The 13,805-nt window shown below is 35.8% G+C and carries 14 protein-coding genes; 4 read left to right on the top strand and 10 right to left on the bottom strand.

What is annotated here, in order from left to right:
* Nucleotides 1-425: 425 nt before the first annotated feature.
* From F6K22_RS12415 to aroB, 4 genes are all read right to left on the bottom strand, one after another.
* Complete coding sequence (locus F6K22_RS12415) at nucleotides 426-617, bottom strand: BstA C-terminal domain-containing protein (RefSeq protein ID WP_483244131.1); 192 nt, start codon at nucleotides 615-617, stop codon at nucleotides 426-428.
* A 12-nt stretch (nucleotides 618-629) separates the two neighbouring features.
* Nucleotides 630-929, bottom strand: coding sequence for a KilA-N domain-containing protein (locus F6K22_RS12420; RefSeq protein ID WP_293097801.1), 300 nt, complete (start codon nucleotides 927-929; stop codon nucleotides 630-632).
* Nucleotides 930-954: 25 nt separating this feature from the next.
* Nucleotides 955-1,239 carry a KilA-N domain-containing protein gene (locus tag F6K22_RS12425; RefSeq protein WP_293097771.1) on the bottom strand — a complete coding sequence of 95 codons (285 nt, stop codon included), beginning with the start codon at nucleotides 1,237-1,239 and terminating at the stop codon, nucleotides 955-957.
* 166 nt (nucleotides 1,240-1,405) lie between these two features.
* Nucleotides 1,406-2,497, bottom strand: coding sequence for a 3-dehydroquinate synthase (gene aroB, locus F6K22_RS12430; RefSeq protein WP_293097773.1), 1,092 nt, complete (start codon nucleotides 2,495-2,497; stop codon nucleotides 1,406-1,408).
* 83 nt (nucleotides 2,498-2,580) lie between these two features.
* Between aroB and petL the strand changes: the two genes are divergently transcribed.
* Together petL and F6K22_RS12440 are read left to right on the top strand one after the other, a co-directional pair.
* Nucleotides 2,581-2,682, top strand: a complete 102-nt coding sequence (gene petL / locus F6K22_RS12435) for a cytochrome b6-f complex subunit PetL (RefSeq protein WP_293097775.1) — start codon at nucleotides 2,581-2,583, stop codon at nucleotides 2,680-2,682.
* Nucleotides 2,683-2,955: 273 nt separating this feature from the next.
* The gene (locus F6K22_RS12440; protein ID WP_293097777.1) at nucleotides 2,956-3,399 is read left to right on the top strand and encodes a hypothetical protein; all 444 of its coding nucleotides are present in this window, start codon (nucleotides 2,956-2,958) and stop codon (nucleotides 3,397-3,399) included.
* 468 nt (nucleotides 3,400-3,867) lie between these two features.
* Here F6K22_RS12440 and F6K22_RS12445 read toward each other — a convergent pair whose 3' ends face one another.
* Entirely contained in the window at nucleotides 3,868-4,530 is a 663-nt protein-coding gene (locus tag F6K22_RS12445; RefSeq protein ID WP_293097781.1) for a PEP-CTERM sorting domain-containing protein, read from the bottom strand.
* Between the two features lie 395 nt (nucleotides 4,531-4,925).
* On the opposite strand from F6K22_RS12445, the gene F6K22_RS12450 reads away from it, so the two are divergent.
* Nucleotides 4,926-7,436 (top strand): tetratricopeptide repeat protein, encoded by a 2,511-nt coding sequence (locus F6K22_RS12450; protein WP_293097784.1) that lies wholly within the window; start codon nucleotides 4,926-4,928, stop codon nucleotides 7,434-7,436.
* 62 nt (nucleotides 7,437-7,498) lie between these two features.
* On the opposite strand, the gene F6K22_RS12455 is transcribed toward F6K22_RS12450, so the two are convergent.
* Nucleotides 7,499-7,639, bottom strand: a complete 141-nt coding sequence (locus F6K22_RS12455) for a hypothetical protein (RefSeq protein WP_293097787.1) — start codon at nucleotides 7,637-7,639, stop codon at nucleotides 7,499-7,501.
* Between the two features lie 360 nt (nucleotides 7,640-7,999).
* On the opposite strand from F6K22_RS12455, the gene F6K22_RS12460 reads away from it, so the two are divergent.
* Nucleotides 8,000-8,779, top strand: coding sequence for an NHL repeat-containing protein (locus tag F6K22_RS12460; protein WP_293097790.1), 780 nt, complete (start codon nucleotides 8,000-8,002; stop codon nucleotides 8,777-8,779).
* Nucleotides 8,780-8,823: 44 nt separating this feature from the next.
* Here the strand turns inward: F6K22_RS12460 and F6K22_RS12465 are convergent, their stop codons facing one another.
* The 4 genes from F6K22_RS12465 to tnpA form a co-directional block, all read right to left on the bottom strand.
* A complete protein-coding gene (locus tag F6K22_RS12465; RefSeq protein WP_293097793.1) occupies nucleotides 8,824-9,630 on the bottom strand; it encodes a Uma2 family endonuclease in 807 nt (268 codons plus the stop codon).
* 504 nt (nucleotides 9,631-10,134) lie between these two features.
* Nucleotides 10,135-12,126 carry a WD40 repeat domain-containing serine/threonine-protein kinase gene (locus F6K22_RS12470; RefSeq protein ID WP_293097796.1) on the bottom strand — a complete coding sequence of 664 codons (1,992 nt, stop codon included), beginning with the start codon at nucleotides 12,124-12,126 and terminating at the stop codon, nucleotides 10,135-10,137.
* 661 nt (nucleotides 12,127-12,787) lie between these two features.
* A complete protein-coding gene (locus F6K22_RS12475) occupies nucleotides 12,788-13,444 on the bottom strand; it encodes an SDR family oxidoreductase (protein ID WP_293097798.1) in 657 nt (218 codons plus the stop codon).
* Complete coding sequence (gene tnpA, locus F6K22_RS12480) at nucleotides 13,383-13,772, bottom strand: IS200/IS605 family transposase (RefSeq protein WP_375340155.1); 390 nt, start codon at nucleotides 13,770-13,772, stop codon at nucleotides 13,383-13,385. The genes F6K22_RS12475 and tnpA overlap by 62 nt, the downstream gene beginning before the upstream one ends.
* Nucleotides 13,773-13,805 lie beyond the last annotated feature (33 nt).

A 13,805-nucleotide genomic window follows, 5' to 3' on the forward strand; every position in this document is an offset into this window, starting at 1 on the left:
GCTTTAAGTCTTTTTAAAACTGGTTTAACTTCATAACCAATAGGTTGTGAAATTAGCTGACATTCTTCTGGAGTAACAAATTTTATGACATATTCAGGAAATCTTTCTGGGATGTAAGTTTCTTCTAACCACTGATGAAATTATCCCAGTAATTCATAGGGATAAATATTTGCAAGTCGTTCACCTCTTTCATCTGGGTGATGGTGAATATATTGTTCAAATAACTAATAACTGAATTAACTCATCCCTGATAATACTCTCCTCTATTTTTGAGACTAAACCTTGGCTTTAAGTCTTTTTAAAACTGGTTTAACTTCATAACCAATAGGTTGTGAAATTAGCTGACATTCTTCTGGAGTAACAAATTTTATGACATATTCAGGAAATCTTTCTGGGATGTAAGTTTCTTCTAGCCACTGATGAAATTATCCCAGTAATTCATAGGGATAAATATTTGCAAGTCGTTCACCTCTTTTATCTGGATAATGGTGAATATATTGTTCAAAATCTGTTTCATATCCGTTCTGTATTAGCCAATGACACCAAGTCAGACCTACTGAAATGTCAATAGTTGCTCTATCATGTAAAAGCACATTTTTAGATTCCAAATTCCTCATTAATTTACCAATTTATTCAAAAATACACCATGTACCTGTTGGTAGTTTAGTTTTCTCCTCAAATAACCTTAAGCGTTCGTACCAAACACGTTGGTAAGGGTGTAAATTTATAGGTTTAGGTTCCTGAGTAACAGGTTTTTGACCTGCGAAAAGCCATTGCTCGACCCACTCAGACACCATCATTTCAAATTCAGGCGAGAGCCACATAGCAAAAGAAACAGCAAGTTTAGGATGAATCCAAACTTCTTGATTTTTACCGAAAAATTGTGGTCTAAAGCCTCCCTTTTTAAAGGGATAAAAAAAAGAGACTATTCCTTATATCAATCCCGAAGCTTTCCTACGGAATGCTGCGCAAACAGCTAGAGTTACTGATAACTGATAACTGATAACTGAAATAACCTTCTCCTTTTTTTTCCACAAGGTGATAAACCTCAAGTTTTGTTTTATCCGATAAAAGTTCTACATATTCATTTGTTCTATCCTTTTCAAACCAACTATTGGGGTTTTTGTACTTTCCTGTTTTATTTTTATATGCTCTCGCTAATTTAGTTGCATTAATATAGCCATCAGAATTGCGTTGAGTAACTACTAATTCCCCAACAGGGTGTTCAATGTAGTGCATTCTAATTTATTTCTTTTTAAATAATTTATTCAATTTAAAAACTAGCATTTTGTTATAAGAAATATAAAACAAATTAAGTGGCATTTTCCGAACTGAAAAGTTCGTCAACCACTAAATCATAGAATAAACTTTTGTTGTAAAATAACGTAAATTTTGACTTTATTTTTTAGCTCATCGTTGCCAATACTCCCCTCAAAACATCCGCACTTACCTTATCTGTCACTGTCACTACTCCTATTCCAGTAGGCAACACAAACCTTACCTTACCTGCTTTTACCTTTTTATCCGTCTGCAAAGAAACCAAAATATCCTCAATATTCAACCCACTCGGCAACTTGGTCGGCAAACTAGCTTTCTCTATCAAACCTAACTGACGGCGATCGCTCACCTCATCCCACATTCCTAACTCTACTGCTAACCGACTTGCTCCTACCATCCCAATACCTACCGCCTCCCCATGAGTCACGACGGTATAACCAGTCAAACTCTCCACTGCATGACCGACAGTATGACCATAATTCAAAATTGCTCTTAACCCCGACTCTTTCTCATCCTTTGCCACGACATCTGCCTTACTTTGGCAAGACCTAATCAAGATTTCCTCTAATAACCCTGGTGTTAAATTATTAATTTCATCAAGACCCTGACTATTCTCCATTTTGGCAAATAATTCCGCATCCCAAATTACTCCATATTTAATTACTTCTGCCATCCCCCCCCGAAATTCTCGGATGGGTAAAGTCTTTAATACTTCTGGGTCAATTAATACTAGACGTGGTTGATGGAAAGCACCGATAAGATTTTTTCCTTGAGGATGATTCACTCCCGTTTTTCCTCCAATAGCAGCATCTACCATCGCCAAAAGAGAAGTGGGAACTTGCACCACATTCAAACCGCGTAACCAAGTCGCAGCAGCAAACCCAGTCATATCTCCAACTACCCCACCACCAAGAGCAACCATCGTCGAAGACCGTTCGAGACGATGTGCTAAAGCTGCATCGTAAATATTGTGAAGAATTTGGGGAGTTTTATATTCTTCTCCTGCGGGGAGGGTGCAGTGAGAGACATCAAAACCTGCTTGTTGGAGAGAAGCGATCGCTCTTTCGCCATAATGAGCAAATATTTCTGGGTTAGAGACTAGCAAGACCTTTTTACCCAACTTGAGGGGTTCCATTTTTTGGCCAAGTTGGTCAAGGTTGCCAGGAGCGATCGCTATTTCATAGGATTTTTGGGGAAGTTGAACAGTTATGGATGCCATGAGTAGTTTAAGACTTTGCTATTTTTAACAATAAATATTAGACTTAATTTTATAGTTTTATTCGCCATTTTGGAGAAAAGTTAATGACTGTTGAAGGAATTATTGCTTTTTTTGTATTGTTTGTTGCTTTTTTAGGTGTAGCTACAGTTTTAATGTTTGGCTTGCGTGCTGTTAAGTTAATCTAGAATTGTATAGGTTATCCCGTTAGACTTTTGATAGTTTGACGGGGTTTTGCTGCATGAAAGTTGCGATTCCGGAACCGATCGCGCAGGCGAATCACAGTTTTCCCCTGACTATAAGCTTTTACAGAAGGCCAAATTTATTACTATATCATGTATTATAGGACTTACGCACCAGACCACATATATAGCGTTAAAAACTATAACGTTATAGTTTTTGAACTCTATATATAGTAACTTTACGTAAGTCCTGTATTAATTATAATTCAGGAGACAATTATGAAACTCCCGTACAAACTTTTGCTAATCCTGGCTGCATCTGCCCTCTTTTTCCCACAACCGACATACGCAGAAGATTCAAAAAAATGCGATCCTGAACCAACGGACATGGTAGTTAATTATGGAGACCTCTTGACTTGTAGCTTACAAGGAAGCGGAGATTCCGATATTTTTCGTCTCAAAGGGACTGCTGGCGATCGCATAATCTTTAGAGTTAGTAGTGTCAATCCTTCTGATGTTGGAAATGACAATGAAAATATAGTTGAAGTCATCGATCCCGAAGGAAAGACTCTTGCTTCTCAAAGCTCACATGGTGTCAGATTTGAATTAGCTTTAGAGCAGACAGGCAAATACACTTTCGTGGTTTCTAATTTTGTTCCAGTTGACTATTTAATTGAAGTTTCTTGCGTTACTGGAAGTTGTCTTGCCAAAAATAGCCAGTAATAACATCTAAATTATTCTCACAAACCATTGCCCACCATGAAAGAAATATTAACAATCTCGGCAATTTTCAGTTTATTATCTTTCGGTTTTTAGTATGTAGCGATCGCCTCTACCAGAAACCTCCCACCATTTACCACCATGCAGTTGAGTCAGAACATTTCATTAACGCACCCTATAAGATCAGCAATCGTACTTGAGAAAATCAATAAAAATCTATTGCCAGAAATTAAGCCTGCCAGATCAGTAGAAATGTAGCAGGTTTCTCACAAAGTTATTTATTGGGTTTTTTTTTAGCTCCCTTAGAGGTTGTTTGTAAAGAATTATGAAGTGTTTTTACCCCTTGTAAATTGGGTTGTGCAGAGTGCAAACTCACCGGATAAATAACCAAGTTGTTACAATTCAAAAGGCGATACAGCTGCCGCTAGGCTCCGCCAACGCTTTCCCTTACACAACTTTACAAAGAGTCTCTTAGCGTTTTTGGCGATGTTTTAAGACCATTGAACCTGCACCAATACTACCTAATGCTAGTAGTCCTAGGGTTGATGTGGGTTCAGGAACACTTAACATTGGACTATCTTCGGGCGTTCCACTAGGATTTCCTACAGGAGGAAAACTAGGTCTATTTTTATTAGCAAAATCTGTATTGCTAATCTTATCAATCATAAAAGTGTGTGAGAAATCTCGATTATCTTTTTTTCTTGTGTATTTATCAGTAATAGTGCCTGTTTGCTTTAGCACATCAATCATACCTTCAATCCCCATATCTATAAAACTAGATGGAGGTTTGGGGTCAAACATAGTGTCTTTAAAAGTGATTTTTTCAATATTCCAATAGTTACCAAATTTGACATCTGTTATTTTTATATCTTTTGTTTCCCATCCATTCCATTTATCAAAACTATTTTTTTCTGCATCTTTTTGGGTGAATTTTATTGTGCCAGATTTAAACATATCTTGACTATCTTTCTCTATATTGTAAGAGGCATAGATATCAGCTTTAGTATTGCCATAGTAGGACGCTTTACCACTAATCTCAAACCATCCTTTCATTGTTGCTGCTTGTACAGGAGATTGAGTTGCTCCTAATAAAGTCAAAATACCTAGCAAACCTTTAATTGAAAACTTGTTCATTTTGAATCTTTCTAAATAGGGCAATTTTTTTTTGTTCTACCGAACACCTGAGACTATTTTATGACTCTATTTTGTCTAATTCCCATTATTCTTAACAATACAGAAGCCATCCCACCCCGATCGCTCATTTTTCTGTTCACCTATCTGTTCAATTACCTATTCAATCTGTTCAGTTACCTATTCAAATTGTTAAATTTGTTTACAATTACCCTGCACAACTGAGCAAAACCGTAAACTTAAAGTAGTATAGACAACATAATCATCTCGCAAAGTTCAAGTCTTGAACTACCCTGGGGCACTACCAAATAACTAGGCATGAGCAGAATCTTGCCATATCAACACAGTCGGAAGTAAAAATTATGGGCTTCAGAGCATCTCCACAAGGACTAAAAATAGTGGAGCAGGCTAGAATCAGGAAAAACTGGACGAAAGCTGCTCCCCAATGGTTACAAGTTGCTTATACCTCCGAAGCAACCTTGAGGAGGTTTTGGCGCAGAGAACCAATTAAAAAACAAACTTTTCAAGATATTTGTGAAGCTGTCAATGTTAATTGGCAAGAAGTAGTCGAACAAAGCAGACCTATAGTTCCAGACTCCAATTTTGTCGGACGCGAAGAGGCTATTAATGACCTTAACCAACTCATTGCTCAAGGGGCTAAATTGATTCTCATTCAAGGGGAAGGGGGTATAGGTAAAACTACTTTAGCTCGCTACTTTTTTGATACTCAAGGGTTTGATTTGACGATCAAATTGCATATTGCGATGGAGAGAGAAAATATTATCTCGGTGGAGTTGGTAATAGAGGAATGGTTGCAATGTTATTTTGGAGAAGAGCCGGGAAGAGAATTTGGGATTACTTTAGATCGGTTGCGACGTAAACTCCAAAGTAGTAAACAAAAGATTGGCATACTCATTGACCGTCTGGAAACAGCGTTGCAAAGAGGTAGTTTTATTTCTCAGCATCGCTGTTACGCAGAATTATTGAGGATGCTAGCAAACCCCAGTTTAAACTCTGTCACCCTGCTCACCAGTCGCGAACAATTATTTGAATCTAGTTTTCTGGTAGAAATTTATCGTTTGGCAGGGTTGAGTGAGGTCGCTTGGGAAGAGTTTTTTTGCAGTCACCAGGTGGAGATAGATACTGCTGCTTTAAAGGAAATGCACCACGGTTATGCTGGTAATGCTGAAGCAATGTGTATTCTTGCCAATGCTATTCGCCTCGACTTTGAGGGAAATTTACACGCATATTGGCAAGAAAATCGCCACGACTTACTGCTCGACCCTACTTTGGAAAACCTGATTGAAGGGCAGTTTGACAAACTCAAGGGTGATTATCACCAAGCTTATCAACTCCTTTGTCGCTTAGGATGTTACCGCTATCAAGAAATTCCTACTTTACCAAAAGGAGCGCTTTTATGTTTGTTGTGGGATGTACCAATATCCCGTCGAGAAAGAGTCATTAAAGCTTTACGCGATCGCGCGTTAATTGGATGGGATGACGGTGGTTATTACCTCCATCCGGTAATGCAAGCTAAAGCTAAGGAAAGGTTGAAGGAGGAAATTAGCAATGAAAAGCAGCAGTCTAAGGAATGGTTGTTGGCTAACCGCGCTGCTGCCCAATTTTATCTCGAACTCTATGAAGCTGAAAAAGTTGACTCGGAAAAATCTCTGAAATATGTTTTTGAAGCTATTGAACATTTGGCAGTTATGGGAGATTTTGAGGAGTGTTGTAATGTTTTATTGTTTCAGGTTTTAGGCGCAGATAAAATTGAAAATCTTCGGGGTACAGCTAATCTGTGGAATAATATGTCGCGGTTTATTTCTAGTAGTGAAAAAATTATCGATCGCTTATCAGGAATAAAAAAATCTCTCCTTTTTATTCCTCTAGGAACAATTTATTCAGAAGTTGGTAAGAATAGCCAAGCACTGAAAATTAGTGAGCAAATTCTCGCCATTACTAGCCAAAAATCTGAGTCAGAGGAACAAGTTACTTTTGCTCGGATTTCTGCTTATTCAATAGCAGGTAAAGCTTATCGTTATCAAGGGAATTTACACAAGGCTGAAGTTGCTTGTCAACAAGCTAATAAAATTGCCTCAAATTCAGGTAAAAATTATTGGCAAGCTCTGGCAGTTTATGGTTTAGGAGCAGTTTATTTGGAAAAAAATAGACCTAGAAAAGCTTTACGTTATTTCCTGGCAGCAGCAGCTTATGCCAAACTCGGTGGCATTACTCAAGAGTTGAAAAGGGAGTTGAAAAAACTATTTCGATTACTATTTAATCCTCAAATTGAGCAAATAGCGGAAGTTCAAACATTCTTTCAAAAATATAATCAAAATGAGCTGGGAGACCGGATTAAAAAGTTTAATATTCTCTGGAATATTGCTAGATGTTTTAATGCAATGAAATCTTTTGAAGTAGCTAAGAAGGTTTTAGATTTAACCCAAAGATTACTCAAACAAGAAGATAATAATCAACATTGTTTATTAGCTTTAGAATTAGCAACTTATTACTCTGGCAAAAAGCAAATACAATTAGCACAAGAATGTTATAAAAAAGCCTTAGATTTATCTGTCAATCAAGGCGAAAAATGGTCAAGAGCTTATCCGCTGAAATGTTATGCTAATTGGCTTTATACTCAAGGTCGATATTCAGAAGCTCTAGCAAAATATAGACAGTTAGAAGAGTTACTGCGAGAAACTGAATTTTTCTCTATGCAAGCCGATAATTACTATTATCTGGGTATAACTATTTTACAAGTTAATCCTGAACAACAGCAACAAGCTCACAAGTATCTGAAAAAAGCAAAAAAGATTGCTAAAGAGATAGGATTAGTATTTTATAAAAGCGTAGAAGATAAAGCAGATATCCATTATCCATTAATGAACAAGAGTTCTAGCCATTTTTAGGGCTTTGACGTAATTCCCTTGCCTAGAATGACTTTCAATCATTTTTATGCCCAGAAAATATATTAACTCCCACTATGCAGGTTTTCAGAAGTTAAGTTATAATTAACAACTTTACCATCACTAAAACAAATTATCTGCTTAGTTTGTTTGGCTACTCCTGGTTTGTGAGTCACCCTCCAAAAGTCTAAGTAAAATTTGTGCAAGTCTCACTACTTTCTTCAGCAATTAACAGGGATATTATGGAGTTGCAAGTTTAAAAAAAATGAAAAAATCAAGTATTTTCTCTATAGTAAGTTCAAAAGTTTTCAGGCATAATTTAAAACAAATTTAAGTTGCTGAGACTGACTTATACAAGTCAAAAATTGGCAATACTCTAATAAACATTTCTATAAAAGGTTAGCAAACCCTTATGCTGATTTTCCTAAATCAGTATTTTTGGAGAAATGAGAAGCGGAACCCAACAAGCCAAATTTAGGAACTCTAGTTGAAAAATTGGGTTTATCTATCAGTATCTGTTAGAGCGATCGCTCAAATGCTTGAAATATTAACAAATCTATAACTCTATGAAAAAATTACTATCCTGTTTACTGTTAAGTGTCGCAGCTACATCTACACTGACAACCTCTGCTCAAGCTGGAACTTTCTATGTGTCAACGAACCGTAATCAAATCGGCGCCATCGATGACTCAACTGGGTCTTACACTCAGCTTGCATCAACCCCAACTTTTACTGATATTGCTCTCGATCCTCTCGACGAACTCTGGGGTATTACCTTCAGCAAACTATATTCTGTAAATTTAGATACAGGAACATATAACTACGTTGGTAATTTAGGAGCAACTCTTAATGCACTAGGTTTTACCGATGATGGCGCTCTCTACGGTTCAGGTGGTTCAGGTTTCTACTCTATTAACACCAGTTCTGGAAAAGCATCGCTTATATCTTCTATCTCAGGTTTCTCAAGTAGTGGGGATATTGTATTTGATGCAGCTCGCAATTTGTTTTGGGCAACTTCTAGCGGAGACTCGCTCTGGAGTATTACACAAGATGGTGCAGCCACAAAGGTTGGTAATATTGGTTTCAGCACAGTTTATGGTCTTGCTTTTGGTGATGATGGAACCCTATTTGGCTATACTGCAAATGGAAATCAACTTGCACTCAATATAGAAACTGGTGCTGGAACTTTCGTGAGGAAAATCTCAGGCTTGAATTCAGAGAATATTTGGGGAGCTGCCTCTGAACCAGATGCAACAGCTCCGACAGAACCAATGTCAACTCCAGAACCTTCTATTATAGGAGGTCTTGCGCTCATCGCATTAATGCTTGGTCGCAAGGCAAGCTAGCAGTGAAAGTTAGTGTTACTTAGACATTTTCATTTTTGGATGAACTAAATATCTGTATCTATAAACTTCTGTACTACTTCCAAAGGTAAGGAAAGAGCATTTGAAATTTGTTCGGCAGTTAAACCCATACTTAATAAACGAGGAATAGCTTCTTGCTGCTGTTGAATAATTAAATCTCTTTCTCGTTCAACTTGTTGACGTGCAGTTGCTTCACGTTGGGCATTTTCTCTTTCCCATTGGGCATTTTCTCTTTCCCGTTCGGCATTTTGTCTTTCCTGTTCTTTCTGCTCCAGAATTTCTAAATAAGTGCCAAAACGTTCCCCATCTGGTCGATAAATTTCTAATTCTTTACATTCCTTTTCAAAACGAATTCCGATTCTCGGACTTACCAAACCCTCCATTTCTTCTATTTCAATCATCTCTTCTCCTTGACGACACCATCCTTTTAATCTCCCAGTTTCTGGATAGTACACATAATATTCTTCCACTCCATATTCAGAATAAAACTCTAACTTTATTACTTCCAACTCAGTAATAGTGTTGCTAGGAGAAGCAATTTCAAATACTACTTGAGGAGGAATATTCTCTTCTTCCCACTGTTTGTAGGAACGTCTATCTCCTTGAGGGCGACCAAAAACTACCATGGCATCGGGAGCTTGTTTTACCCAAGGTTGTCTTTCTTTGGGATACCAAAATAAGTCTCCAGCAATAAAAACATTAGGGTTATCTTTATAGATACCAGCAATACCTCCCACAATAGTAGTAATAAAACGGAATTGAATGGTGTTGTCTGCCAAGGGTAAACCGTCACTTTCTGGATAAATAATTTCTGTTTCTTTTATGAATGTCATTTCAGTTACCTGATTTTTTTTGTAAGTAACCGTTACTGGATTTTAATATACTTTAGGACTTACACAGAAACCATATATATAGCGTTAAAAACTATAACGTTATAGTTTTTAAACTCTATATATAGTAAATTTGCGTAATACCAATTTGAAAAAAGAATGCTACAAAAAAGTGGCTCTCGATCGGATGTGCTGGAAAATAGCGGCTCCAATTTATTTTAGATAGTTATATCTATTGTTTTCCTCTTTTTTTCATTTTTTATCCCTTCTTCCTTCTTGTTTATTCCTTCTTCTGTACGGACGTTGCATAACAAAAATGCGTTTCATGTCGCATAGCGAAACGTCCCTACCATTTGTAACAAACATTTATAAAATTGGTATAAGTCCTGATACTTAATAGTAGCATAAATAGAATTTTACGGGGGACATAAAATTAGGAACGAAAGTTTAATTTTTTTTCAGAATAGACTACATTCTTTTAACCAATAACTGATAACTGAAATCTTCTCATCCCAATTTCCAAAGTTTAATAGTTTGATCAAAACTACCACTAGCTAAAATTTCTCCATCAGGACTAAATGCAACGGAACTAACCCACCGAGAATGTCCTCTAATAGTGCGTAAAAGTTTCCCTGTTTCTAGATGCCAAATTTTGATAGTATGGTCGTTACTTGCACTAACTAAAGTTTGATTATCCGGACTAATAACTACAGAATTAACCTCATTAGCATGACCGCGTAAAGTGCGTAAAAGTTTTCCTGTTTCTAGCTGCCAAATTTTAATAGTTTTATCGGTACTACCACTAGCTATTTTATTTCCATCAGGACTAACAGTAACAGATAAAATTCTGCCGTGATGACCGACTAATGTGTCAATTTCTCTTCCTGTTTCGAGATTCCAAGTTTTAATATTATTGTGGCTACCTGTAACTAAAATTTTTCCATCCGGACTAATAGTAACTGCATAAATACTGTCAGAATGACCCCGGAAAGTATGTAGCATTTTCCCTGTAGGTATATGCCAAATTTTAATCGAATCATCGCTACTGCCACTCACTAATTTTTCTCCATCAGGACTAATAGCAATAGAAGTAACTCGCATAAAATGACTTTGTAAAGTTAGTTCTGTTTCTGTTTCTAAATGCCAAATTTTAATAGTGCCGTCATAACTACCACTAGCTAATATATTTCCATCTTTGCTAATAGCGATCGCTACTACATCATTAGTATGACCTTCAATTATGCCTAATTCTTCTATTTCTAATTCTTCTCCTATTTCCAGATGCCAAATTTGAATAGTACCATCACCATTACCACAAGCTAAAATTTCTCCATCTTGACTAATAACTACAGAATAAACTCTTTCTGAATCTGTACTCAAAGTTTCTTCTAAGGAAATTCCGTTTGGCAAACTTAACCTTAAATATTTGGGATGAATCCGAAAATAACCAACAAAATGACTGCCTCCTATCGCTAGGATTAAAGTTATTCCTCCTACTATAAATTTTCCTTTATTTTGAGAAAAAAGTTTCTCTAGTTTGTCATATTCAATTTGCCTTTGCTGATTTTCTGGAGAAATTCGTTCAGGATTTAATCTCTGTTGGAAATGACTAAAAGTTTGAATTGCACCTAATCCCAGTAATAAAATCGCAGTGCCTAAGAATAACTTTCTCTTAACTGGATAAGATTTTTGGGAAATTAATGGTTGAGATGAATCATCTTTTAACCTTGCTAATCTTTGTAAGAGTATCTGAGTATTTTTTTCCTGTTTTTGTGAGATTAAATAATCAATAAAATCTGCTAATTTTGGTGAAATATTAGGAAGTTGGCTTCGCCAGTTTAATGTATTAGTATCAGAATTTAAGAATGTCGATGGCAGTTGACCAGTCAACAAGTAAATAAAGGTATATCCTAGGGCAACAAAATCTGATTCTGCTGACTGTAATTCTAGAGAAAAATTAGTTAATGTTAATTGCCCATTGGGGCGCAGAATAATATTACTCGGTTGAATATTTTGATAAAAAAATTGTTTTTTGTGTAATAAGTCTAATATTTCTATGAGTTGAGTTAACCATTCGAGAGCTAATTCTTGATTAAGAGGTGAATTGTTTTTTGCTAACCAAGTTTGTAGGTTTTCTCCAGGAATTTTTTCTATAACTAAACAGTGTAATTTTTGATTACTATTTCTCGGCAAAAATGTAAAATATGCACCAGGTTTTACTTGGGGAACTCCAGAATGATTAAGTTCTGCTAATACCTTCGCTTGTTGTTGAAATTGAGAAATAAATTCTTGACGATCTATATGTAATACTTTGAGAATTTCAGTAGTTTCTTCTCCTTGTACTTGTACTTCGTAGATAGCTACCCCACGATCTTCGCTAAGTTTTTTGACAACTTGATATTGCCCTTCTATTAATAATTTTGAGCCACAAGCTGTACAATATAAAGGATTATTATGATTTTCTGGGTCAGAGCAATTAGGATTAATACAGTAGCTCATAATCACTGCCAATTGTTTTTCATAATTATAGCTAATTCTGCGTTTCGGCTGTCGTCAATATCAAATGCTCTATTGGTGGAGTTTACTATTACTATAGCAATCAGGAATTAGATGTCATAATTTGACTATTCCTTAAAAGTCTAGAAATAATACCAAATTCATGCATAGGCAGTTACATCTTAATTTATGATTTATTCCTACAATAAAAAATTATAAATTCCATAAATTGTAAAAATTCAACCTTTTTTACTCTTTTTTTCTTCTTTTTTTCTTCTTTTTTTCTTTCATTCCATACCTGTTATATGTTCCCTGTTCCCTGTGTCGTGACTGTAGCAATATTTTATGAAATTGGTATAAGATACAGTTTTTTCTTTCTTCCCTATTCCCTAAAAATATCCAATATCTCACAATTTAAATTATATTCCTACATAAGTTCACTTTTGGCAATACCCACCCTACATCAAATATTACTCTAATTTTAAAAGATTCCTGGATATGTTCCACCATCTATAAGAAAATTTTGATATGCAATTGGTATAAGATACAGTTTTTTCTTTCTTACCTATTCCCTAAAAATATCCAATATCTCACAATTTAAGTTATATTCCTACATAAGTTCACTTTTGGCAATACCCACCCTACATCAAATATTACTCTAATTTTAAAAGATTCCTGGATATGTTCCACCATCTATAAGAAAATTTTGACCTGTAATGTATCCCATTTGAACACTACATAAAAATGTACATAAATCCCCTAATTCACTCGCTTCACAAAATCGACCTGCAGGGTTTTTAGTTATCATTTTTGCTTTAACTGCTTCTTTTGTTTGACCTATTTTATCAGCTCTTTTTTCTATAAATGATTCCAAAGTATTTGTATTAAATGAACCAGGCAAAAGATTATTTATAGTAACATTATTACGTATACTTTGACGAGAAATATCTACAACAAATGCAATAAGACCAATTTTGGCTGCGCCTGACAAACCCAATCCTTCAACTATCGTTTTGGTTGTTCTAGAAGTGATATTAACAATCCTACCAAATTTACGTTCGATCATTCCATTGATGGTGGCTTCAATCATTTCAATAGATGTAATTGTATTTGCGATTACAGAATTAATATAGTCTTTTCTATTCCAATCTGAAAAATCACCTGAAGGGAAACAACCTGGATTATTGACAAGAATATCTGGATTTGGACAGGCATTGAGGACAGCTATTTGACCGAAAAAATGGGTTTCAAGCCTCCCCCTAAAAGGGGGACTTTCCTCCTTGGATGTATTGTTTAAGGGTTTGAAGTGGAGCGCCTCCAACAGAAGCTACAAAATATGAAGGACTCCACAATGAAGTTTTGTGAGGTTTTTTATATCCTGCTGCTCCATATAGTCGGCTAGAAACACCTTTGAGATGGTTAACTATTTGAGATACAGATAGTTTGGGTGGATATTCTATAGCTACATGAATATGGTCGGTTTCTCCGTTAAACTCTAATATTTTGAAGTTCATTTTTTTAGCTACAGTCTCAAATGAATCTTTGATTAATTTTAGTCCTTCTGCTGTTAGCACATTTTTTCTATACTTGGTTACACAGACCAAATGTACCTTTAAGTCTGAAACGCTATTTCTTTCTCGTTTTAACATATTGCGCACCAAATTTAATTGTGCTATAATTAA

The organism is Okeania sp. SIO2F4, assembly GCF_010672385.1.
Lineage (GTDB): Bacteria > Cyanobacteriota > Cyanobacteriia > Cyanobacteriales > Microcoleaceae > Trichodesmium.